The following is a 21,797-nucleotide window of genomic DNA, read 5'->3' as shown; positions in this document are numbered from 1 at the left end:
GCTCCCGCCGCTGGGCCTGCAACCCTCTGTGAGCGGGGCCGGGACCACTTCCCGGTTTCGGACCGGCCCCGTCATGCTCTATCACCCCGGCATGAACGAGATGTCGCCCTCCGCCCAGACCCCGGGCAAGACGCTGCAGAGCTGGCTCACCGGCCCCCGAGTGGGTGCGCTGCCCTCGCTGACGGCCATGCCGGCCCCGCTGCTCTCCTTCGAGTTTTTCCCGCCCCGCACCGAGGCGCTGGAGGCCCAGCTCTGGTCCTGCGTGAAACGGCTGGAGCCGCTGCGGCCGCGATTCGTCTCTGTCACCTATGGCGCCGGCGGCACCACCCAGGCGCGCACCCATGCCACCGTCACGCGCATCCTGCGTGAATCGAGCCTGACGCCGGCCGCCCATCTCACCTGCGTCGGCGCGACGCGGGAGGAGGTGGATGCGGTGGCCCGGGACTACTGGGAGGCCGGTGTCCGCCACATCGTCGCCCTCCGCGGCGACCAGCCCGCGGGACAGGCGACCTACGAGCCCCATCCGGGTGGCTATGCCTATGCCGCCGACCTCGTGGCCGGGCTGAAGCGGATCGGCGACTTCGAGATCTCGGTCGCGGCCTATCCGGAGGTGCACCCGACCGCCTCCTCCCCGGATGACGATCTGGACAACCTCAAGCGCAAGATCGATGCAGGCGCGACGCGGGCCATCACCCAGTACTTCTTCGACGCCCCCACCTTCCTGCGCTTCATCGACCGCGCGCACGCTGCCGGGATTACCGTGCCGATCGTGCCGGGCATCCTGCCTGTGACGAACTTCGCCCAGGTGGCCAAGTTCTCCGCCATGTGCGGCGCCAAGGTGCCGGACTGGATGGGCACCCTGTTCGACGGGCTGGACGAGGACGCCGAGACCCGCCGCATGGTTGCCGCCGTGGTGGCCGCCGAGCAGGTGAGGCTGCTTCAGGCCAACGGGGTGGACGAGTTCCACTTCTACACGCTGAACCGGCCGGACCTGACCTACGCCATCGCTCATATCCTGGGGGCGCGCCCGCAGGGTTGAGGCCCGCGCGGATGCCGGCCCGGCGGGTGCCGCCTGTCATCCAGCTCGCCGTAACGCCTGCGGCCGGCTGACGGCGGCGGGCCACCCCGCCGCTCGCCGGTTCAGCCTCCCGCGCCACCCACCCGCATCCGGCGATAGACTGGCCGCAGCAGGAAGGGGCTGAGGAAGAGCGGGAACTGGCACAGCGCGAAGAACAGCAGGATCCGCGGATCCGTCGCCGCCGGCAGCACTGCGAAATACAGCGCCATGTTTCGATTCCCCGATAGCAGCCCCGCCGACAGCGCCAGCCGCCGCCCGGCCGGCAGGAAGGCCAGGGCCGTGGTCGCGTTGAGCGCGAAGGAGCCGCCGAAGGCGAGCGCGATGCCGCCCAGCACGAAGCCCGGCGCCGCCAGCAGGCGCGCCAGCACCCCGTCCATAATTCCGAAGCCATAGAGCACCACCAGCAGCACCACCGTCCCGTCCACGGCCCGCCCCCAGCGCTCCAGCACCTCGCGCGCGACCAGCCGCCGGATGAGGAGGGACAGCGCCAACGGCAGCCCCACCACCAGCACCAGCCGCCCCATCAGGGCGGGCAAGGAGATGGAAAGGTCGATTCCCAGCAGCCCCAGCGCCAGGGGCGGCGCGGTAAAAGGCACCAGCAGCGTGGAGAGCACCGCCACGACAAGCGAGACCTCCCCATCCAGCCCCACCAGCCGGGCGAAGGCGGGGGAGGAGGTGGCGGCACAGCCCGTGGCCATGATGACCATCGCGGCCCCCAGCGGACCTTCCAACCCCCCGATCCGCACGGCCGCATAAGCCAGCATCGGGCAGATCAGCAGGAGCCAGGCCAGCAGCCCCGCAACGAGGAGCGGCCGGCGCAGATAGGAAACGACCTGCGCCGGATCGACCCGCAGCAGCACCAGCGTCATCAGGCTGGCCACCACGGGGGTGACCACGTCGCGCAGTGCGGCGGAGATGGGTGGGGAGAGCAGCCCCGCGAAGATCCCGATGGCGAGGAGCGTGCCCCCGTTCCGGGCCGACCATTCCAGAAACAGGCGCAGTCGCAAGCGGCGGGGACCCTCTTCGGGCCGCCCGGCCGGTGGCGGGTCGGCTGAATGGTTGGCGCGGGTTCGCGTCCCGTTCTATAGCCGCCCCCGTGTTCCCACCAGCCCAGACCCCCCATCCGAACCCCGGCGACCTCGCCGTTCCCGCCACGGACTACCTCGCCAAGCTCAACCCGGAGCAGCGCGAGGCAGTGGAGACGGTGGACGGCCCGCTGCTCGTCCTCGCCGGCGCCGGCACTGGCAAGACGCGGGTGCTGACCACCCGCTTTGCCCATATCCTGATGACGCGGCGCGCCTTCCCCAATCAGGTGCTGGCCGTCACCTTCACCAACAAGGCCGCGAAGGAGATGCGGGAACGCGTCTCCCACATCCTCGGGCGCCCGGCCGAGGGGCTCTGGCTCGGCACCTTCCACGCCCTCTGCGCGCGGATGCTCCGGCGCCACGCCGAATATGTCGGCCTGACCTCCTCCTTCACCATCCTCGACACGGACGACCAGATGCGCCTGCTGAAGCAGGTGATGGATGCGGCCGTGGTGGACATCAAGCGCTGGCCCGCCCAGGGCATGATGGCGGTGATCCAGCGCTGGAAGGACCGCGGCCTGACGCCGGCGCGCGTGACGCCCGCCGAGGACAGCGACTACGCCAACAACAAGGCCCGCCAGATCTACGAGGCCTACCAGTCCCGCCTCAAGGCGCTGAACACCGCCGATTTCGGCGACCTGATGCTGCACATGACGGAGATCCTGCGCAGCCAGCCCGACGTGCTGGCGCAGTATCACCGCGCCTTCCGCTACATCCTGGTGGACGAGTACCAGGACACCAACACGGTGCAGTATCTGTGGCTCCGCCTGCTGGCGCAGAGTCACCACAATATCTGCTGCGTGGGCGACGACGACCAGTCCATCTATTCCTGGCGCGGCGCGGAGGTGGAGAACATCCTGCGCTTCGAGAAGGACTTCCCGGGCGCCAGGATCGTGCGCCTGGAATCCAACTACCGCTCTACCAAGCCCATCCTCGCCGCCGCCGCACATCTGATCGCCAAGAACGAGGGGCGGCTCGGCAAGACGCTGCGGTCCGGCCGCAACGATGCGGAAGGCGAGAAGGTCCGTGTTGTCTCCTTGTGGGACTCCGAGGAGGAGGCCCGCATGGTCGGCGAACGAATCGAGCAGGCGCAACGCAAGGGCGTGTCGCTTGGCGAGATGGCCATCCTTGTCCGCGCCGGCTTCCAGACCCGCGCCTTTGAAGAACGGCTGATCACGCTGGGTGTCCCCTACCGCGTCGTCGGCGGTCTGAAGTTCTACGAGCGCGCCGAGGTGCGCGACGCCATGGCCTATATGCGCGTCCTCCATCAGCCGAGCGACGACCTCGCCTTCGAGCGCATCGTGAACACGCCCAAGCGAGGCATCGGCGACGGCGCGCTGCAGCAGATGCATGTCGGCGCGCGCGAGCAGAACATTCCGCTCGCCATTGCCGCCGAGCGCCTGGCCCGCACGGAGGTGTTGCGCGCCAAGCCCCGCGCCGCGATGCGCGAACTGTTCGACGGCTTCTCACGCTGGCGCGCGATCCTGCAGAAGGAGGGGCATGTGGTGGCCGTGGCCACCATGCTCGACGAATCCGGCTACACGGAGATGTGGAAGCAGGACAAGACGGCCGAGGCCCCGGGCCGGCTGGAGAACCTGAAGGAGCTGGTGCGCGCGATCGGCGAGTTCGCAACGTTGGAGGGCTTCCTCGAGCACGTCGCACTGGTGATGGAGAACGACGAGAACGCCGAGCAGGTCCGGGTCTCGCTGATGACGCTGCATGCCGCGAAAGGGCTGGAGTTCGACCTCGTCTTTCTGCCGGGCTGGGAGGAGGGGCTGTTCCCCCACCAGCGCGCCCTCGATGAGGGCGGCACCAAGTCGCTCGAGGAGGAGCGGCGCCTGGCCTATGTCGGCATCACCCGCGCGCGGAAGATGGCCGTGATCTCCCATGCCGCGAACCGGCGCGTGTACGGCAACTGGTCCGTCGCCATTCCTTCCCGCTTCCTGGAGGACCTGCCGCCCGACCAGATCGAGCGCGAGGGCAGCGGTGCCGCCCAGCGCGCGCGCATGCTGGACGCGCCCTCCGTCTTCGCGGGCGGCGGTATCTCCTCCCAGCGCCCGCGCGTGATCGAGGCGGGCGCCTGGGAGGTGAAGGAGCGCCCTGCCCGCGCCGACGCGATGCGCGTCGGCCAGCGGGTGTTCCACCAGAAGTTCGGCTATGGCCGCGTCACCGCGGTCGAGGACGACCGGTTAGAAGTCGATTTCGAGAAGGCGGGCCAGAAGCGCGTCCTCGACCGTTTCGTGGAAAAGGCCTGACGATGTCGCGACGCCACGCGCAGAACCTGGAAACCGTGTGGATCGAGGGACTGCCGGAGGAGGCTGTACCCTCGGTGGAGGCCGCCTTCGAGCGGGTCTGCCGCAGCGTCGCCCTCTTCCTTGATGAGGAGACCGACACCTGGCGCGTGGAAGGCGTGCGCGAGGAAGGGGCGAAGGAGGATGATCTCACCGCTGCCCTCGCCCTTGCCGGGTTGATGACCGGGTTGGACCTGCAGGCCCAGCGCGCCCCCGTGGAATCCGAGGGCTGGCTCGCCCGCACCGCCCAGGCCTTCCCGGAGCAGGAGATCGGCGGTCGCGTCCTCATCCGCCCGACCCATATGCCGGATCGCAAGGTGCATGGCCGCATCGTCCTGAAGCTGGATGCGGGCCTCGCCTTCGGGTCCGGCGAGCACGCCTCCACCCGCGGCTGCCTCATCGCCTTCGAGGGCGTGTCGCGCCGGATGCGGCCGCTGCCGAAGGACCGGCTCCGCATCCTCGATCTCGGAGCCGGCTCGGGCATCCTCGCCATGGCCGTCGCCAGCGCGCTGCATCGCCGGGCGCTGGCCACCGATATCGAGCCCTGGTCCGTGCGCGTGGCTGAGCAGAACGCCGCGATGAACGGCCTCAAGCCGCTGGTGCGCGCCGTGCTGGCCGATGGCTGGAAGGCGCCTCGGGTCTCGAAGGGCAGCTACGACCTGGTTTTTGCCAACATTCTCGCCCGCCCGCTCTGCGCCATGGCGCGGGACATGGCCCGCCACCTGCGCCCGGGCGGCACCGCCATCCTGGCCGGGTTGCTCGGCACCCAGGCGCGGGGCGTGATGGCCGCGCATCGCCGGGGTGGGCTGCGCCTGGAGCGGCGACTGAATCTCGGGCCCTGGACGACGCTGGTGCTCCGCAAGGCGGGCTGACCCGCCCGCTTCAGCCTGGCGCGAGCTCGATGGTCGTGTCCGGGCCACAGCGCGCGACCAGAGCCAGCAGCTCGGGCAGCGCGATCGAGACGCAGCCCAGGGTCGGGCTGAGGTCCGGCGCGGCGACATGCAGGAAGATGGCGCTGCCCCGGCCTGGCACCGGTGGCGCGTCGTTGTATCCGATGACGACGACGAGGTCGTAGAGGTGGTCGTCCCGCCACATCTCCTCGTGGCTTGCCGCGAAGGGCAGCGTCACCAGCCGGTTGTAGAGGGGATGGGACGGCTCGTCGCACCAGCCGTCATCCGGCCGCATCGCGCGGCAGGGCAGGGCGGTTCTCACTTCGGGAACCCGGTCGGGCCGGTAGAACACCTCGCGCAGCGGGAAGATCCCCGCCGGCGAGGCCTTGTCACCCTCCCGCTTCTCGACCCGCGCCCCAGCGGCACCGATGGCGCAGGGGATCTCGCGCCCATCCACGATCACCCGGCGGCTGTCGGGCACCAGGATGCGCCCGATTGTCTCCTGGGCCCGGGCGACTGCGGGGCCCAGGGCAAGGGCCGCGCCGAGCAGCGCCCTACGTCCCGCCGCGCCACGCGCGATCCAGTGCTGTTCTGATCGCATCGCCAATCCCCGCATCCTGTCGGACTAATCCACGGCGACAGTCTGCGCGCCTTCCCCGGCCCCGGCCAGGATCTCCGCATAACCAACATGTGCCAAAAACAGCACCGGCCCGCGTCGGCGCCCAGGGGGGTGGGGCGCTTCGCGGGCCGGGCATCAGGGCAGCGAGAGGATTGGGGGAATCTCGCTGCCCCGGTAGTCGTCGGGAGTGGCCGTCAGGCGGCCGCGCGGTCCCGGAACGTGTCGTTCGCGGCGGCGCGGGCAGGCACCGTCGCAGCACGCGGGGCGGGTGCCTCGGCCTGCGAGATGCCGCCACGCAGGGCGAAGGATATCTCACCACGGGTCAGGCCAATGTCGGCCAGCTCGCGGTCGGTAAGGGAGTGCAATTCGGCTTCGGCGCGGCGACGCTGCATCCAACCGGCAAAGCCGGAGACCAGGCGCTGCAGGCCGGAAATGGCGGCGGCGTTGCGGGCCTCGTTCGCCTGGCGCAGAAGCTCGATCTGGCTCATCCGCGGCATGTTCGCGGGGAAGGGCATCATCGGCGCGGGATTGTGCGCCTGGGAGATGCGGGGGTTCATCGTGTGCTGTCCGTCTCGGGGTAGCCTGTCGCGCGTGGACCCATATCCCCGCTGCCCGGCAACCTTCCGTGACCGCAATATGGGGCTAGGCGTGTCAGAAATGGCACGTTGTTCATGTGGCTGAGCCATGCGTGTGGCGCATAGAAATCTGGGGAAACATGTCGTGGTTGACGATCTGGTGACAATTCCTCCGCAAGACCGAATTCCGGCGCTGCGCGAAACCCTGGCTCGCGCCGGGGTGGAGGGCTTTATTATCCCGCGCGCGGATGAGTTCCTCGGCGAATACGTTCCCCCTTCCGGCGAGCGTCTGGCTTGGCTCACCGGCTTTACCGGTTCCGCAGGCCTGGCGATCGTGTTGGCGGACCGGGCCGCGGTCTTCACCGATGGCCGCTACACCACCCAGGTTGCACAGCAGACCGACCCTGCGCTGTGGGAGCGTCGCCACCTCGTCGAGGAGCCCCCGGCCGCCTGGCTGAAGGAGCACGCGGCGGGTCGGCGCATCGGCTACGATCCCTGGCTGCACCCCCAAGCCCTGCTGGATCGTCTGGCCGCCTCCGGCGCCGTCCTTGTGCCGCTGCCCGAGAACCCGCTCGACGCCATCTGGGCCAACCGCCCCGCCGCGCCCACCGCCCCCGCCGAGCCCTGGCCCGAGGAATTTGCCGGCCGCTCCAGTGCCGAGAAGCGCGAGGCGATCGCGAGCGAACTGCGCGGCGCGGGCCAGCACGCCGTCATCCTCGCCGACGCCCATTCGGCGGCCTGGCTGCTGAACATGCGCGGCGGCGACCTCGATCACACGCCTCTCGCCCTCGCCTTCGCCATCCTGCGGGACGACGCCTCTGTCACCCTCTTCATGGACCCCGCCAAGGCCGGGCCGAGCCTGCGCGAAGCGCTGGGCAATGCGGTGGCGATCGAGCCGCGGAACGCCCTACCCGCCGCCCTTTCTGCGCTGAAAGGCCGGACCGTGCGGCTGGACCCGGAGGCCACCCCGGCCTGGTTCGCCGCCACCTTGCGAGAAGCCGGCGCCGAGATCGCGCCCGCCCCCGACCCGGTGCGCCTGCCCCGCGCCTGCAAGACCGAGGCGGAACGCAACGGCGCCCGCGCCGCCCATCGCCGCGATGCCCGCGCCATGGCCCGTTTCCTGTGCTGGTTCGCCGCCGAGGCACCGCGGGGCGAACTGACGGAAATGGAAGCGGCCGCGCGGCTTCTCCAATTTCGCCGCGCCGAGGACCGGTTCCGCGCGGAATCCTTCCCCGCCATCGCCGGCGCCGGGGAGCATGGCGCCATCATCCACTACCGCGCCACCGAGGAGAGCAACCGCGCCGTCCACCCCAACGAGTCCTTCTTGCTCGATAGCGGCGCCCAGTATCTGGACGGCACCACCGACATCACCCGCACACTCTGGACCGGTCCCGACGCGCCGCCCGCCGAACTGCGCACCCGCTACACCCTCGTGCTGCGCGGCATGGTTGCCCTGGCGTCCACCCACTTCCCCGAAGGCGTCGCCGGCCCGCATCTGGACGCCATCGCCCGCCGCCCACTCTGGGAGGCCGGGCTGGATTACGATCACGGCACCGGCCACGGCGTCGGCGCCTTCCTCTCGGTGCATGAGGGGCCGGTTGCCTTCTCGCGCAATGCGGCCAGCGTGCCCCTGCGGGAGGGGATGATCCTGTCGGACGAACCCGGCTTCTACCTGCCGGGCGCCTACGGCATCCGGATCGAGAACCTCCTCCTCGTCCGTGCCGATGCAGTGGCCGGACCGAAGCGCTGGTTCCGCTTCGACACCCTTACCCTCGTCCCCTTCGAGCGAGCGCTGATCGATGCCGGGGCGCTGAGCCCGGCCGAGCGCGCCTGGATCGACGCCTATCACGGGCGCGTCCTGGTCGAGATCGCCCCCGGGCTGGACGGACCGACGGTGAACTGGCTGCGCGCGGCCTGCGCGCCGCTCTGAGAGCTGGCCGGGCGGCTGCTGCCAGACCCGTCTGTGCAGCGGCCGCAATGCGCTCTTATTCTGCCTCCGTACGGAGAGAGGGGGAACGGATGAGGCTGACGGTGGGCTATCTCGAGACCTTGCCCGACTTCCTGCTCTGGTTCCTCACCGCGGCCGCCATGGCCTGCGCCTTCATGCTGCTCTACGCGATCGTGACGCCGTGGCGGGAGTTCCGCCTTATCCGCCAGGGCAACGCAGCCGCTGCACTCAGCTTCGCCGGCACCCTCACCGGCTACGCGCTCGTCCTCTCCAGCATCATCCGCAACGCGGTCTCGCGCGGGGACATGCTGACCTGGGCCATCGTGGGGCTCGTCGTGCAGCTCCTCGCCTTCCTGGTCGCACGGCTGATCGTCGGGCCGGGCCTGCGCGCACGGGTGGAGGCGGGCGAGATCGGAGCGGGGATCGTCCTGGCCGGGCTGAGCATCGCCTTCGGGCTTCTGAACGCGGCGACCATGACGCCGGACGGGGGGCAGTGACCATGCGCCGTTCCCGCGCCATCACCCTCACCCTTGTTGCTGGCGCCAGCCTCGCGATGGCGGGCTGCGATTCCGAACCGGACACCGAGGGCGTGCTGGAAAGCCAGTCCGCCTGCATCGAGCGCCTGGGCGACGCGGCCGCGCAGGAATGCGACGGTGTCTTCCGCTCCTCCCGTGTTACCCACGCGGCCACCGCGCCGCGCTATCCCTCCCGCGAGGCCTGCCAGGCGGCGACCGGCAGCGAGTGCGCGGATCTCGCCAGCGAGCCGCGCGGCAGCGGGAACACGCCCTGGGCCAGTACCGCGGCTTCCATCTTCATCCCCGCCATGGCCGGGGTGATGATCGGGCGTGCCCTGTCGGACGGCACGCGAGGCGCCGTGCCGGTTTATGCCGGCGCTCCCCCTCCGAACACGGCCTGCCCGCCGGAAATGCAAGGCCAGCAGGGCTGCCCGCCCCGCTCCTCCTCATCCTCCTCCGGCTCAGCTTCCAGTTCGGGCGGCGGTGGCCGTCGGTACTGGTACTCGGGCACCAGCTATGCCGGCTTCTCGGAGGATGGCGGGCGGCGCGGCTTCCGCCCGGCCTCCACCTCCACCAGCGGCAGCGGGCTGCTGGCGCGGAACTCGCAGGCCGTCTCCATGGGCTCCCGGTCGGGCATCTCCGGCAGCCGAGCCGGCGGCCTGGGCTTCTCCGCCGCCGCGCATTCCGGCGGCGGGTCGTGATCCGCCGGCCCGGCCAGCCCCGGCCGGACTGGCAGGAGCGGCTGGCCGAGATTGGGCTGGACTACCACTCCGGCGGGCTGGAGCCGGAGCCGGGCGGCGAGGGCGGCCTCTGGTGGCATGAGGCCGATTACTGGGAGCTCTCCTCCGCCGAGGTGGACGAGCTGGACGACGCCACCACGGCCCTGCACGCGCTCTGCCTCGAGGCGCTGGACCACCTGGTACGGCGAGAGCCGCATCTCCTGACGACCGAGTTCGGAATGGCGGATTGGATGGCCGACCTTGTCTGCCGCAGCTGGCAGCGGGGCGATCCCGCGCTGATGGGACGGATGGACCTGGCCTGGGATGCCGCGAGCGCCGCGCCGAAGCTGCTGGAATACAACGCCGACACCCCGACCCTCGCCATCGAGACCGCCCTGGCGCAGTGGTTCTGGCTGGAGACGCTGCATCCCGGCGCAGACCAGTTCAACTCGCTCCACGAGGCGCTGCTGGAGGGCTTCCGCGCCCTGGTCCCGCGCATGGCCGGCCGGGGCATGCATTTCGCCGCATTCCGCGATGCGCCGGAGGAGTGGGCGCACTCCACCTATTTCCGGGACCTCGCCGAGCAGGCCGGCATCCCCACCCGTCCCATCGGCATCCCCGAGATCCGCTGGAACGACGCCGCAGACGAGTTCCGGGACGAGGAGGAGAACCGCATCCACTTCCTCCACAAGCTTTACCCCTGGGAATGGGCCGCCGCGGATGAGTTCGGCCCCTTCTTCGCGCGGGACACGCTTGGGGCCATCGAGCCGCCCTGGAAGGCGGTGCTCAGCCACAAGGCGATCCTGCCGCTCCTCTGGCGGCTGAACCCCGGCCATCCCAACCTGCTGGAAGCCCATCACGGTCCTGCCCCCGCCAATGGCGACTGGGTGGAGAAGCCGGCGCTCGGCCGCGAGGGCGCCAACATCCGCATGCTGCGCGATGGCGGAGTGACGGCGCAGACCGGAGGCAGCTACGGCGACGCCGCCGTGATCAGCCAACGTCGCGCGGCTCTGCCAATGCAGGACGGGTGGACCACCGTCATCGGGTCATGGGTGGCGAACGGGAGTGCCTGCGGCATCATCTTCCGCGAGGCGCGAGACGTGGTCGTGCGCGAGAACAGCCGCGTGCTGCCGCACCTGTTTCGTTAACCGCGGCTGGCGATCAGTCGCGCCCCGAGCCCAAGGAAGATCGCCCCCGCCACCCCGTTCAGCCAGCGCGTTGCCCGGCCCGATCGCGCCAGCCGCGACACTGCGCGCGCGGCGCCCGAGATCAGCACCGCGAAGACCGGTACCGAGACGACGGGCAGCACCAGCCCGAGGAGCAGCATCTGCGCCCAGGCCGGCGCGCGCCCGGGATCGGTGGAGACGAATTGCGGAAGGAAGGCGAGGAAGAACAGCGCCACCTTCGGGTTGGTCAGGTTCGTCAGCGCGCCCTGCAACAGAACCCGTCGTGCCGCGACCGCTGACGGTGCGCCGGCCGTGGAACCTGCCCAGGCCGCGCGCAGCGACTGCACTCCGAGCCAGACGAGATAGGTGCCGCCCGCGAGCCGCAGCGCCGTGAACAGCGCCGGCTCCGCCGCCAGCAGCGCGGCCACGCCAAGTGCCGCCAGCAGCACGTGCACCGCAGCCCCGCAATAAATGCCCATCGCCGCCGCCCATCCCCGGCGCGTTCCGCCCGCCAGCGTCTGGCCGAGCACGAACATCATGTCCGGCCCCGGCGTGACCGCGACCGCGAGGCTGGCCAGGATGCAGGTGAGGAGGAGGGCGGGATCGACGGGCATGGCGACCAGCTTGGCTCGCCCCGGGGCCGCCCGTCGAACGCCTTCTCCTGATGCCCGGCATCAGCCGGGATGATGCCGGTGCCCGCCCCCAGGGCATGGCTCGCCTGCCCGATGCGTGATGGTGGGCGGGGTGCTGCGACGCAATATTGCGCAGCACCCCGCCCCGACGAAAGCTTCCGCCGGGCCAGACTTCCGGACTGAAATCGATGGATCACACCCGCCCCGACGCGCCCGCGCTCACCCGCCAGGATGCCCGCACGCTCTTCCTGGCCTCTCTCGGCGGCGCACTTGAATTCTACGACTTCATCATCTTCGTCTTCTTCGCCAACGCGATCGGCCAGCTTTTCTTTCCGGCCGACATGCCGGAATGGCTGCGCCAGCTGCAGACCTTTGCGCTTTTCGCTGCCGGCTATCTGGCCCGCCCCCTCGGCGGCGTGGTGATGGCGCATTTCGGCGACCTGTTCGGCCGCAAGAAGGTCTTCACCTTCTCGGTCTTCCTCATGGCCGTCCCGACCCTGATCATGGGCCTGCTGCCCACCTACGCTTCCATCGGCGTGGCGGCCCCGATCCTGCTGCTGGTCATGCGCATGCTCCAGGGCGCGGCCATCGGCGGCGAGGCCCCGGGCGCATGGGTGTTCGTGGCCGAGCACGTGCCCGCGCGTCGCGTCGGCCTGGCCTGCGGCATGCTCACCGGCGGGCTGACGGGGGGCATCCTGCTGGGATCGCTGATGGCGACCGCCATCAACACCGCCTACACTCCCACCGAGGTCACCGACTTCGCCTGGCGCATCCCGTTCATCACCGGCGGCGTCTTCGGCCTGCTGGCCATGTATCTGCGCCGCTGGCTGCACGAGACCCCGGTCTTCGAAGCCATGCGCCAGCGAGCCGGCACCGCCCGCGAGATGCCGATCAAGGCCGTGCTGCGCGGTCAGGGCGGTTCCGTCCTCGTCTCCATGCTTGTGACTTGGATGCTGACGGCCGCGATCGTGGTGGTGATCCTGATGACCCCCGCCCTGTTCCAGCGCCTGCACGGGCTGACGCCCGCCGTGACGCTGCAGGCCAATGTCGCCGCGACGGCAGCGCTGACGGTGATGGCCGTGGTCTATGGCGCCCTGCTGGACCGCTACGGCGCCCTGCGAGTAGGAGTGCTGGGCAGCCTGCTGCTCATCGCCGCGACCTACGCCCTGTATCTTGGCGTGGAGGCCAACGCCGCGAACCTGCTACCGCTCTACGCCATCGCCGGCGCGGCGGTGGGGGTGATCACCGCGGTGCCCTTCGTGATGGTGAACGCCTTCCCGGCCGCCACGCGCTTCACCGGCGTCTCCTTCTCCTACAACCTGGCCTACGCGATCTTCGGCGGCATCACTCCGCTCGTGGTCTCGCTACTGATGGCCGGAAACCGGCACGCGGCGGCGCATTACGTGGCGGCGGTAGTGGTGATCGGGATGGGCGCGCTGGTGTGGAACGCCAGCCGCGCTGCTCGCTCGGCGGTTGATCTCCTGCCGTCCTCCGCCCAGCCGACCGGGCGCTGATCCGGGGCGGCAAGCGAACCAAGCGCCCTGGCGGGCGTTCTAAATCCAGAACCCGCCAGGACCGCACCGATGCCGACCTCCGATGGAAAAAGCGCCCACATTATGCCCGAGGAGAACGCTGTCTCCAGCGCCACGGGCTTCAGCGGCCCGGAGCCGCGCCCGCGCGACAAGTCGCCCGAGCACCAGTACAAGCCGACCCCCGGCGACAACAACAACTTCACTGGTCCTGATGCCCCCGGTGGCCCGGTGAACATCAAGGTGAAGGGTGCCGAGGGCGATGCTCCTGGGCAGCCTGATGAACTGGCCGACCCGGATAACGGCGTCTCTGAGGAGACCAAGCGCAAGACCACCGCGCAGGGCAAGCACGGGGTCTGACGCCTCGGCTGGGGTCGCTACATCCCGGCCATTTCCCGCCACTGCGCCTCGGTCAGCGTGGTCAGTTCCAGTTCGGCTGCCTTTTTGGCCTTGGATCCGGCATCCGTGCCGACAACGACGAAGTCGGTCTTCTTCGAGACCGACTTCACCACCTTCGCCCCCATGGCTTCGGCCTTCGCCTCCGCCTCCTGCCGCGTCATCGTCTCCAGGCTGCCGGTGAAGACGATGGACTTGCCGGACAGCGCGCCCTCAGCCACTGCTTCCGCCGCCTCGGGCGTGACCTCGCCCAGCAGGTCGTCCAGCGCTTCCACGTTCCGCGTCTCGGCGAAGAAGGTCACCAGCTCCTGCGCGATGGAGGGACCGATGCCCTGGATGCCGCCAAGGTCCTCCCGCGCCTCGCTGCCGATGATCCGCGCATCCAGCATCGCCTGCCGCCAGGCCTGCGCCGTGTGGTAGTGGCGCGCCAGCAGCCGCGCGTTCTGCTCGCCGATGCGTCGGATGCCCAGGGCGAAGATGAAGCGCTCCAGGCTCACGCTCCGCCGCGCCTCAATGGCGGCGAGAAGGTTGGAGACCTTCTTGGATTCCCCCTTGGCGGAACCACCCCAGCCCTTCCAGCCGCGCAGTGTGGCGGTCTGCCCCTTGAGCCGGAAGATGTCGGCGGGCGTCTTCACCAGTCCGGCCTCGTGCAGCAGCACGATGTTCTCGATCCCCAATCCCTCGATGTCCATCGCATTGCGGGACGCGAAGTGGATCAGCCGCTCCACTTGCTGGGCCGGGCAGATCAGCCCGCCAGTGCAGCGGCGCACCACCTCGCCTTCCGGCCGGATCGCCGGGCTGCCGCATTCCGGGCAGTGGGTGGGCGGCAACCAGGGCTCGCCGCGGCCGGGGCGGTCGGGATCGACCACGCGGATGATCTGCGGGATCACGTCGCCGGCGCGCTGCAGTTCCACCGTGTCGCCAACCCGCGTGTCGCGGCGGGCCACCTCGTCCTCGTTGTGGAGGGTCGCGTGCTGCACCATCACGCCGCCGACGTTCACCGGCTGCATGATGGCGCGCGGGGTGAGGGCGCCGGTGCGGCCGACCTGGATCTGGATGTCCAGCAGGAGGGTCACCGCGCGCTCGGCCGGGAACTTCCAGGCGATGGCCCAGCGCGGCGCGCGGCCGACGAAGCCCAGCCGCCCCTGCCAGTCCAGCCGGTCCAGCTTGTAGACGACGCCGTCGATATCGTAGTCGAGCCCGGCCCGACGCTCGCCCATGGCGGCCTGGAAATCCGCCGCTGCGTGCTCGTCCCGCAGCGTTTCCGACAATGGGTTCACCTGGAATCCCCAGCGCCGCAGTGTCTCCAGGTAATCCCAATGCGTCTCCGACACCGGGGCGGATGAGGCGCCCTGGGCATAGGCAAAGAGCCGCAGCGGCCGCTTCGCCGTCACCCTGGGGTCGAGTTGGCGGAGCGAGCCCGCGGCCGCGTTGCGCGGGTTCACGGGGATGCGGATGGCCTCGCCCACCTTGCCGCCCGTCTCGCGCCGGTGCTCGCGCTCCTCGAACAGCCGGGTCTGCTCGGCATGAAAGGCGAGGAAGTCGGCCTTCGTCATGAAGACCTCGCCGCGGATCTCGACGCGGTCGGGGAAGGGGGCCTTCAGCGCGCGCGGAAGCTCGTCCAGCGTCTTCAGGTTCTCGGTAATGTCCTCGCCCACGGTGCCGTCGCCGCGCGTTGCGCCGCGGACGAAGCTCCCGTTCTCGTAGGTGAGGTTGACGGAAAGCCCGTCGATCTTCGGCTCCGCCACGAAGCGCAGCACCTCCTCGGCTGATAGGCCCAGGAAGCGCCGGATGCGCGCCGCGAATTCGGTGAAGTCCTCCGGCGCGAAGGCGTTGTCGAGCGACAGCATGGGTGTGCCGTGGCGCGACTTGGCAAAGCCCGCCGCCGGCGCGTCGCCCACGCGGCGGGAAGGGCTGTCCTCCCGAACCAGTTCGGGGAAGCGCGCCTCGAGTGCCTGGTTCCGGCGGAACAGCGCGTCATACTCGGCATCCGGCATGATCGGCGCGTCATGCACATGATAGGCGGCATTCGCCTCTGAGAGCCGGGCGGCCAGCGCTTCGAGTTCCCGCGCGGCCTCCTCCTCGCTCAGCTCCTCGGGTGGCAGGGCGGGGGAGGGGGTGTTCACGGCCATAAACCGGAGATAGCAGGGCCCCGCACGACACGGAACGCGCCACCCGGCCTCGCACCGGGCGTTGTGCGGGAATGATGCCCTCTGAACCCCCCGGGGACTGGATCCGCCCCGCCGACCTGGCCGTTGCCCGCACGGCCCAGCACGAGATCGCCACCCGCGTGGAGGCGTCTGACCGGCTGGATGAACCCCGATGGGTTGCCGGGGTGGACTGCGCCGGCGCCGCCCGTGGCGCCCCGGATCGGGTGCGCGCCATGGCCGTTCTGCTGGCCGCCGAAGCCCGCTCCCGCCCCCTGGCCACCGCCCTGGCCGAGGGTGTGCCCGCCTTCCCCTACGTCCCGGGCTTCCTCGGCTTCCGGGAGATCCCCTACGTGCTGGATGCATTGGCGCAGCTGCCGCAACGCCCGGACCTCATCCTCGTGGACGGCCATGGCGTCAGCCATCCGCGCGGCTGTGGCATCGCCTCCCATCTCGGCGTGGTGCTGGACCTGCCGACGATTGGCGTCGCCAAATCCATCCTCGTCGGGCGGATGGAGCGCGAGCTGGGGACGGAGGCGGGCAGTACCGCGCCGCTGGTGTGGCGCGGCCGACAGATTGCGACGGTTCTGCGCAGCAAGCGCGGCGTGCAGCCGCTCCTGATCTACACGGGCCATCGCGTCTCGCAAGAGACCGCGGTGCGCTTGGTGATGGAATGGCTGGCCGGCTACCGCCTGCCCGAACCGACACGCCTGGCCGACCGGCTGGCGGGAGAGGCCCGCCGCGCCGCGACCGACGGGCCGACGCTCATTTAGACGGCGCCCGTCAGCAGTTCGTCCGCCGCCGCCCGCGCCGCCTCGGTCACCTTCTCGCCGGCGAGCATGCGCGCGATCTCCTCGCGCCGCGCGCCCGGCTCCAGCGGCGTCACCCGCGTCTCCGCCCGGTCGCCGCGCACGCCCTTGGCCACCTGGAAATGGCGGTTCCCCCGCGCCGCGACCTGGGGAGAGTGGGTCACTACCAGCACCTGCAGTCGCTCCGCCACGCGCGCCAGCCGCTCGCCCACGGCCGCAGCCGTCGCGCCGCCGATGCCACTATCCACCTCGTCAAAGACGAGCGTCGGGACCGGCGAACCGCGGGCCAGAACCACCTTCAGCGCCAGCATCAGGCGGGACAGCTCGCCGCCTGAGGCGATCTTCGCCAGCTGCCCAGGCTTTTGCCCGGGGTTCGTTGTGACGAGGAAGGTCACCCGGTCCTGCCCGTCCGGCCCCCAGGCACCCTCCTCGCGCGGCGCGATCTCGATGTGCAGCCGGGCGCGGTCCAACTTCAGCGGCGCCAGCTCGCGTACCACCGCCTTTTCCAGCTTGTCCGCGTGCTCGCGCCGTACCGCTGTCAGCGCTCCGGCAGCAGCCACATAGTCCGCGCGGGCCTCCTTCGCGGCGGCGTCCAGCGCAGCCACGCGACCTGTCCCGGCATCGAGATTTGCCATCCGCTCCCGCAATCCCGTCAGCGTCGCGGGAAGGTCCACCACGGCCACCGCGTATTTGCGCGCGGCGGCGCGGAGGGCGAAGAGGCGCTCTTCCACATGCTCCAGCCGGCGGGGATCGGGCTGGGCGTCGCTTGCCAGCCGTTCCAGCACGTTCTCGGCCTCGGCAAGCGCGTCCTGCGCGGCGGCGAGGGCGTTGAGTGCGGCCGTCACCTCTTCCGAGGCTGGCGTCAGCCGCTCCAGCGCCCGCGCGGCGTTGCGCAGGGCCGCGGCCGGGGCGCCACCACCGCGACGATCGCGCGGCTGCAGCTCGGAGAGGGAGGAGGCGATGGCCTCGGCACGCCGCTCGTTGCCCTGCAGCCCCTGGCGCTCGGCGGCGAGCGCGTCCTCCTCGCCCTCCACCGGAGCAAGTTCGGCGAGCTCCTCAACGGCATGGCGCAGCCATTCCTCGTCGCGCTGTGCAGCGGCGATAGCCTCCTGCGCATCACGCAACGCCCGCTCCGCCCCACGCCAGGCGCGATAGGCCTCCGCCACCTTGCCGCGGCGGGCTTCCAGGCCGCCAAAGGCGTCCAGCAAGCCGGAATGGGTGGCGGGATCGGCCAGCCCGACCTGATCGTGCTGCCCCTGGACCTCCACGAGAAGCGCGCCAAGGCGGCGCAGAAGCGCCACGCCCACGGGCTCATCATTAACGAAGGCGCGGGACCGGCCATCGACCGTGACGATGCGGCGGACCACGATCTGGTCCTCGCCCTCGATCCCCTGCTCCGCCAGCAGGGCGTGGGCGGGATGGTTAGCAGGCGGCTGGAAGACGGCGACCACCCCGGCCTGGGCCTGGCCGGAGCGCACCATCCCCGCTTCGGCGCGTTGGCCCAGAGCGAGTCCAAGGCTGTCCAGTAGAATGGACTTCCCCGCGCCGGTCTCGCCGGTCAGCACCGAGAGACCCGGACCGAAGTTGAGGTCCAGGCGCTCGATCAGCACCACGTCGCGAATGGAGAGGGAGGCGAGCACGCCTGTCCTTAGAAAACGGCATCCACGGCACGGCGGAGCAGGCCGGGTCGCGGTGCGCCCTCGGACGGCTGGGCCCCAGCCACCAGCAGTGCGTAGCTGTCCTGGTACCAGGGATTGCCGGGGTAGTTATGGCCGAGCACCGAAGCGGTCTTCCGCGCCTCCTCGGTCAGCCCGAGGGTGAGATAGATCTCGGTCAGCCGGTGCAGCGCCTCGGGCGTGTGGTTGGTGGTCTGATAGCTTTCCACCACGGTGCGGAAGCGGCCGATGGCGGCGGCGTAGAGCTTCCGCTGCTGGTAGAAGCGGCCGATGTTCATTTCCTTGCCGGCGAGGTGGTCGCGGGCGAGGTCGATCTTCAGCCGGGCGTCGCGGGCATAGGTGGAGTTCGGAAACCGGTTCACCACGTCCTGCAGTGCGGCCATCGCCGTCTCCGTGCCGGCCTGGTCACGCTCGGCATCCGCGATCTGCTCGTAGTAGCAGAGGGCGCGCAGGTAATAGGCATAGGCGATGTCGCGATGCGCCGGGTGCAGCTGGATGAAGCGATCGAGCTGACCCAGCGCCTCGGTGTAGCGGTTGCGGGAATATTCCGCGTAGCCGCTCATCAGCCGGGCATTGGTGGCCCAGGTGGAGTAGGGGTGGTCCCGCTCCACCGCGTCGAACAGCTCGATCGCCTGGGCGTACCGCTCCGCGCGCAGCGCCTCGAGCCCGGCCGCGTAGAGGGCCTCCGGCGACATGTCGGCATAGCTCGCGCCCCGCGGGCGAAGGCTGGATTCCTTGCTGTCCCAGAAGTTCAGGCTCTCGCACCCGCCCAGGGCGAGCGGAGCGAGAAGGAGGGGAAGGATCGCGAGGCGGCGGATCGTCATGGCGACGGCTCTATAGCACGCGCTCCCCAGGGTGCGACATAGCGGGGCGACAAGGCGGGCGGGAGTTACGTTCGGTTCCGGGCTGTAGGCGCCGCCTCGGGGCCGCCGACCGGATCAGGCCGGGGCGGCCGCCATCGGCAGGCGGGCAGTGGCACCGGCCATGGCCGGCATCGCCTCGGCCTCGTCCACCCGGCGCCAGGCGCGCGGATCGGCCATCAGGGCGCGGAGAAGGCGGTTGTTCAAAGCGTGGCCGGAGCGATGGCCGCGGAAGCGGGCGCGCAGCGGCGCACCGGCCAGGGCCAGATCGCCCACCGCGTCCAGCAGCTTGTGCCGCACGAACTCGTCGGCATGGCGCAGCCCGCCGGGGTTCACCACCAGCGGCCCATCCACCACCACCGCATTGGCCAGCGATCCGCCGCGGGCGAGACCGGCGGCGCGGAGCCGGGCGATGTCCTCGGCCATTGTGAAGGTGCGGGCGTCGGCCAGGACGGCGCGGAAGCTGTCCTCGGTGATGTTGAGGGAAAGGGACTGGCGGCCGATCGCTGTAGCGCCGAAATCGATGCTCAGCTCGGCTTCCAAGCCCGGGCGGCTGGTGGGGGAGAGTTCGGCCCAGGCCGCATCCGGGCCCTCGCCATCGGTCACGCGGACAGTGCGCAGTACCTCGATGGCAACGACCGGCTCCTCCAGCTCCACAACGCCGGCGCAGTCGATCAGGAAGACGAAGGGAGCGGCGGAGCCGTCCAGGATGGGGATCTCGGGACCGTCCACCTCGACCAGCACGTCAGTGATGCCCAGGCCGGCGAAGGCGGACATGACATGCTCGATCGTGCCGATGCGCACGGCGTCCTCACCGCGGCCGGTGCTGATGACGGTGCAGAGGCGGGTGTCGGTGACCTGGTCGTGCAGAGCGGGGATATCGACGCCGAGATCGGTGCGGCGGAAGACGATGCCGTGACCCGCCTCAGCCGGGTTGAGGGTCAGGGTCGTGCGGGCGCCCGAGTGCAGGCCCACGCCAACGCAGCCGATCGCGGACTTGAGGGTCCGAGCGCGTGCCGTGCCGATCGGGAAGAAGCCGTCCATCGAGAACCCCGAAGTCTGTTCCGTGCCGGTATCAACGTGCCGGCGCCATGCAACGTCGCACCGCAACACGGCCCTTGCCAGTCAAGCGTTGTTTCTCCGTGTTTCGATGTAAACCACTGATTTCAAATGGAATTCCAAAACGACGAAGGGCCTCGCCGAGGATTCGGCGAGGCCCTTCGCAACCGTTGCGGTCCCGAAGGACCGCCGGCTCAGTTACCCTGCCGGCGCAGGAAGGTGGGGATATCAAGTCCCATCCCGTCCTCCTGAGCCTGCGGCGCGCGGGGCGCCGGGGCAGGGGCCTGCTGAGCCTCTGCCTGCTCAGGCAGGGCGCGACGCATGCCGCCGATACCGGTGGCGCGGCGGAAGATCCCGCCCAGGCCGCCGGTCGGGGCCGGAGACTGCGGAGCCGGAGCGACGCGCGGGGCGGGGGCGGCGTTCAGCGGCGGGGCAGCCACGGGGGCCATCCCGACCGGGGTCATCGCCGGCATCTCCTCCGCGCCATCGGCCGGACCGTGGCCCATCTCGAGGGTCGCCGCCCGACGCACGCCCGTGGGCAGGCGCGGGCCAGCAGTCGGAGCCGGGGCAGGGACCGGCGCCATCGGCGCGGCCTGGGCCGGGGCGACGGGCGCCAACCCGACCGGGCGCGGCGCGCCGACGATCGGGGCCGGGCGGCCGGCGCCGGGCTGCACGACGGAGGGGCGCATGGTCGGCGCCTGGGGCGCGCCGGGCACGAAGCCGGCCATCGATCCATGGGGAGCGGAAACCGCCGCGCCGCCGCCGATCGCCACCACGCGGGGGGCCTCGGCCTGCACCGCCTCGGCCTGCTGCTCCTGCGCCGCGTCGATGCCGGTGGCGACGACGGAGAGCCGCAGGCGGCCGTTCAGCGTCTCGTCCACGGAGGTGCCGAAGATGATGTTCGCATCCTCGTCCACCTCGCGGCGGATGCGGTTCGCGGCCTCATCGACCTCGAACAGCGTCATGTCGTAGCCGCCGGTGATGTTGATCAGCACGCCGCGGGCGCCGCGCATGGAGGTGTCCTCCAGCAGCGGGTTGCTGATCGCGGCCTCGGCGGCCTTCACGGCGCGATCCTCGCCCTCGGCCTCGCCCGTGCCCATCATCGCCTTGCCCATCTCGGCCATGACGGTGCGGATATCGGCGAAGTCCAGGTTCACGAGGCCCGGATTCGTCATCAGGTCGGAGACGCCGCGGACGCCCATGTAGAGGACGTCGTCGGCCATCTTGAAGGCCTCGGCGAAGGTGGTCCGCTCGTTCGCCTTGCGGAAGAGATTCTGGTTGGGGACGATGATCAGCGTATCGACATACTGCTGCAGTTCCTCGAGCCCCTGCTCGGCGGAGCGGCGGCGCTTGGGGCCCTCGAAGTCGAAGGGCTTGGTCACCACACCCACGGTCAGCACGCCGCGCTCGCGCGCCATGCGGGCAATCACCGGCGCCGCCCCCGTGCCGGTGCCGCCGCCCATGCCGGCGGTGATGAAGATCATGTGCACGCCCTCGAGGTGGCGGGCGAGGTCCTCGGTGGCCTCTTCCGCCGCCGCGCGGCCGATTTCAGGCTTGGCGCCGGCGCCAAGACCCTGCGTCAGATGCGGGCCGAGCTGAACGCGGCGCTCGGCGCGGCTGTTCACCAGCTGCTGCGCATCCGTGTTCGCCACCAGGAACTCGACGCCGTCGAGCCCCATGCCGATCATGTTGTTGACCGCGTTGCAGCCGGCGCCGCCCACGCCGATCACCGTGATCCTCGGTGTGAAATCCGTATGTTGCTGCCGCGGAATAGTCAGGTTCAGCGTCATCGTTCTAGCCCCC

At 70.4% G+C, this 21,797-nt stretch carries 19 protein-coding genes; 10 read left to right on the top strand and 9 right to left on the bottom strand.

Annotated elements, in window-relative coordinates; genetic code table 11:
- Positions 1-73: 73 nt before the first annotated feature.
- Positions 74-1,039 (top strand): methylenetetrahydrofolate reductase [NAD(P)H], encoded by a 966-nt coding sequence (gene metF / locus ACVBD7_RS11990; RefSeq protein ID WP_458093456.1) that lies wholly within the window; start codon positions 74-76, stop codon positions 1,037-1,039.
- A 101-nt stretch (positions 1,040-1,140) separates the two neighbouring features.
- Here metF and ACVBD7_RS11985 read toward each other — a convergent pair whose 3' ends face one another.
- The gene (locus tag ACVBD7_RS11985) at positions 1,141-2,085 is read right to left on the bottom strand and encodes a hypothetical protein (protein WP_458093454.1); all 945 of its coding nucleotides are present in this window, start codon (positions 2,083-2,085) and stop codon (positions 1,141-1,143) included.
- 89 nt (positions 2,086-2,174) lie between these two features.
- Between ACVBD7_RS11985 and ACVBD7_RS11980 the strand changes: the two genes are divergently transcribed.
- Positions 2,175-4,418, top strand: a complete 2,244-nt coding sequence (locus ACVBD7_RS11980) for an ATP-dependent helicase (protein WP_458093452.1) — start codon at positions 2,175-2,177, stop codon at positions 4,416-4,418.
- 2 nt (positions 4,419-4,420) lie between these two features.
- Positions 4,421-5,326: a 50S ribosomal protein L11 methyltransferase gene (locus ACVBD7_RS11975; protein WP_458093450.1), complete on the top strand. Its 906-nt coding sequence runs from the start codon at positions 4,421-4,423 to the stop codon at positions 5,324-5,326.
- Positions 5,327-5,336: 10 nt separating this feature from the next.
- On the opposite strand, the gene ACVBD7_RS11970 is transcribed toward ACVBD7_RS11975, so the two are convergent.
- Positions 5,337-5,945, bottom strand: a complete 609-nt coding sequence (locus ACVBD7_RS11970) for a L,D-transpeptidase family protein (protein WP_458097691.1) — start codon at positions 5,943-5,945, stop codon at positions 5,337-5,339.
- A gap of 212 nt (positions 5,946-6,157) precedes the next feature.
- Positions 6,158-6,520 carry a DUF1127 domain-containing protein gene (locus tag ACVBD7_RS11965; RefSeq protein ID WP_458093449.1) on the bottom strand — a complete coding sequence of 121 codons (363 nt, stop codon included), beginning with the start codon at positions 6,518-6,520 and terminating at the stop codon, positions 6,158-6,160.
- Between the two features lie 163 nt (positions 6,521-6,683).
- Between ACVBD7_RS11965 and ACVBD7_RS11960 the strand changes: the two genes are divergently transcribed.
- From ACVBD7_RS11960 to ACVBD7_RS11945, 4 genes are all read left to right on the top strand, one after another.
- The gene (locus ACVBD7_RS11960) at positions 6,684-8,468 is read left to right on the top strand and encodes an aminopeptidase P family protein (protein WP_458093447.1); all 1,785 of its coding nucleotides are present in this window, start codon (positions 6,684-6,686) and stop codon (positions 8,466-8,468) included.
- A gap of 89 nt (positions 8,469-8,557) precedes the next feature.
- Complete coding sequence (locus ACVBD7_RS11955; RefSeq protein ID WP_458093445.1) at positions 8,558-8,983, top strand: DUF350 domain-containing protein; 426 nt, start codon at positions 8,558-8,560, stop codon at positions 8,981-8,983.
- Positions 8,984-8,985: 2 nt separating this feature from the next.
- A complete protein-coding gene (locus tag ACVBD7_RS11950) occupies positions 8,986-9,702 on the top strand; it encodes a DUF1190 domain-containing protein (protein WP_458093443.1) in 717 nt (238 codons plus the stop codon).
- A complete protein-coding gene (locus ACVBD7_RS11945) occupies positions 9,699-10,868 on the top strand; it encodes a glutathionylspermidine synthase family protein (RefSeq protein WP_458093441.1) in 1,170 nt (389 codons plus the stop codon). Before ACVBD7_RS11950 ends, ACVBD7_RS11945 begins: the two co-directional genes overlap by 4 nt.
- Here ACVBD7_RS11945 and ACVBD7_RS11940 read toward each other — a convergent pair.
- On the bottom strand, positions 10,865-11,500 hold the full coding sequence (locus tag ACVBD7_RS11940) for a LysE family translocator (protein WP_458093439.1): 636 nt from the start codon (positions 11,498-11,500) through the stop codon (positions 10,865-10,867). The genes ACVBD7_RS11945 and ACVBD7_RS11940 overlap by 4 nt on opposite strands.
- Positions 11,501-11,706: 206 nt before the next feature.
- Between ACVBD7_RS11940 and ACVBD7_RS11935 the strand changes: the two genes are divergently transcribed.
- Together ACVBD7_RS11935 and ACVBD7_RS11930 are read left to right on the top strand one after the other, a co-directional pair.
- On the top strand, positions 11,707-13,032 hold the full coding sequence (locus ACVBD7_RS11935) for an MFS transporter (RefSeq protein ID WP_458093437.1): 1,326 nt from the start codon (positions 11,707-11,709) through the stop codon (positions 13,030-13,032).
- A 69-nt stretch (positions 13,033-13,101) separates the two neighbouring features.
- Positions 13,102-13,407, top strand: a complete 306-nt coding sequence (locus ACVBD7_RS11930; RefSeq protein ID WP_458093435.1) for a hypothetical protein — start codon at positions 13,102-13,104, stop codon at positions 13,405-13,407.
- Positions 13,408-13,424: 17 nt separating this feature from the next.
- On the opposite strand, the gene ligA is transcribed toward ACVBD7_RS11930, so the two are convergent.
- Complete coding sequence (gene ligA, locus ACVBD7_RS11925; protein ID WP_458093433.1) at positions 13,425-15,575, bottom strand: NAD-dependent DNA ligase LigA; 2,151 nt, start codon at positions 15,573-15,575, stop codon at positions 13,425-13,427.
- 74 nt (positions 15,576-15,649) lie between these two features.
- Here ligA and nfi point away from each other — a divergent pair, with 74 nt between their 5' ends.
- Positions 15,650-16,363, top strand: coding sequence for a deoxyribonuclease V (nfi, locus tag ACVBD7_RS11920; protein WP_458093431.1), 714 nt, complete (start codon positions 15,650-15,652; stop codon positions 16,361-16,363).
- Here the strand turns inward: nfi and recN are convergent.
- From recN to ftsZ, 4 genes are all read right to left on the bottom strand, one after another.
- Entirely contained in the window at positions 16,360-18,039 is a 1,680-nt protein-coding gene (gene recN / locus ACVBD7_RS11915; protein ID WP_458093429.1) for a DNA repair protein RecN, read from the bottom strand. The two genes, nfi and recN, sit on opposite strands and share 4 nt — an antisense overlap.
- An 8-nt stretch (positions 18,040-18,047) precedes the next feature.
- Entirely contained in the window at positions 18,048-18,899 is an 852-nt protein-coding gene (locus tag ACVBD7_RS11910) for an outer membrane protein assembly factor BamD (RefSeq protein ID WP_458093427.1), read from the bottom strand.
- A gap of 114 nt (positions 18,900-19,013) precedes the next feature.
- The gene (lpxC, locus tag ACVBD7_RS11905) at positions 19,014-19,979 is read right to left on the bottom strand and encodes a UDP-3-O-acyl-N-acetylglucosamine deacetylase (RefSeq protein ID WP_458093425.1); all 966 of its coding nucleotides are present in this window, start codon (positions 19,977-19,979) and stop codon (positions 19,014-19,016) included.
- Between the two features lie 209 nt (positions 19,980-20,188).
- Entirely contained in the window at positions 20,189-21,784 is a 1,596-nt protein-coding gene (gene ftsZ / locus ACVBD7_RS11900) for a cell division protein FtsZ (RefSeq protein ID WP_458093423.1), read from the bottom strand.
- Positions 21,785-21,797: the final 13 nt, after the last annotated feature.

The sequence above is a fragment of the Roseomonas sp. WA12 genome (assembly GCF_054165765.1).
This window is presented reverse-complemented; position numbering and strand designations above follow the sequence as displayed.

Bases quoted from the DNA above. Each gene is read 5' to 3' on its own strand.
- nfi (WP_458093431.1), top strand. From the start codon at position 15,650: ATGCCCTCTGAACCCCCCGGGGACTGGATCCGCCCCGCCGACCTGGCC.
- ACVBD7_RS11950 (WP_458093443.1), top strand. From the start codon at position 8,986: ATGCGCCGTTCCCGCGCCATCACCCTCACCCTTGTTGCTGGCGCCAGC.
- lpxC (WP_458093425.1), bottom strand. From the start codon at position 19,979: ATGGACGGCTTCTTCCCGATCGGCACGGCACGCGCTCGGACCCTCAAG.
- metF (WP_458093456.1), top strand. From the start codon at position 74: ATGCTCTATCACCCCGGCATGAACGAGATGTCGCCCTCCGCCCAGACC.
- ACVBD7_RS11975 (WP_458093450.1), top strand. From the start codon at position 4,421: ATGTCGCGACGCCACGCGCAGAACCTGGAAACCGTGTGGATCGAGGGA.
- ligA (WP_458093433.1), bottom strand. From the start codon at position 15,575: ATGGCCGTGAACACCCCCTCCCCCGCCCTGCCACCCGAGGAGCTGAGC.
- ACVBD7_RS11965 (WP_458093449.1), bottom strand. From the start codon at position 6,520: ATGAACCCCCGCATCTCCCAGGCGCACAATCCCGCGCCGATGATGCCC.
- ACVBD7_RS11930 (WP_458093435.1), top strand. From the start codon at position 13,102: ATGCCGACCTCCGATGGAAAAAGCGCCCACATTATGCCCGAGGAGAAC.
- ACVBD7_RS11955 (WP_458093445.1), top strand. From the start codon at position 8,558: ATGAGGCTGACGGTGGGCTATCTCGAGACCTTGCCCGACTTCCTGCTC.
- ACVBD7_RS11940 (WP_458093439.1), bottom strand. From the start codon at position 11,500: ATGCCCGTCGATCCCGCCCTCCTCCTCACCTGCATCCTGGCCAGCCTC.
- ftsZ (WP_458093423.1), bottom strand. From the start codon at position 21,784: ATGACGCTGAACCTGACTATTCCGCGGCAGCAACATACGGATTTCACA.
- ACVBD7_RS11970 (WP_458097691.1), bottom strand. From the start codon at position 5,945: ATGCGATCAGAACAGCACTGGATCGCGCGTGGCGCGGCGGGACGTAGG.
- ACVBD7_RS11910 (WP_458093427.1), bottom strand. From the start codon at position 18,899: ATGACGATCCGCCGCCTCGCGATCCTTCCCCTCCTTCTCGCTCCGCTC.
- ACVBD7_RS11935 (WP_458093437.1), top strand. From the start codon at position 11,707: ATGGATCACACCCGCCCCGACGCGCCCGCGCTCACCCGCCAGGATGCC.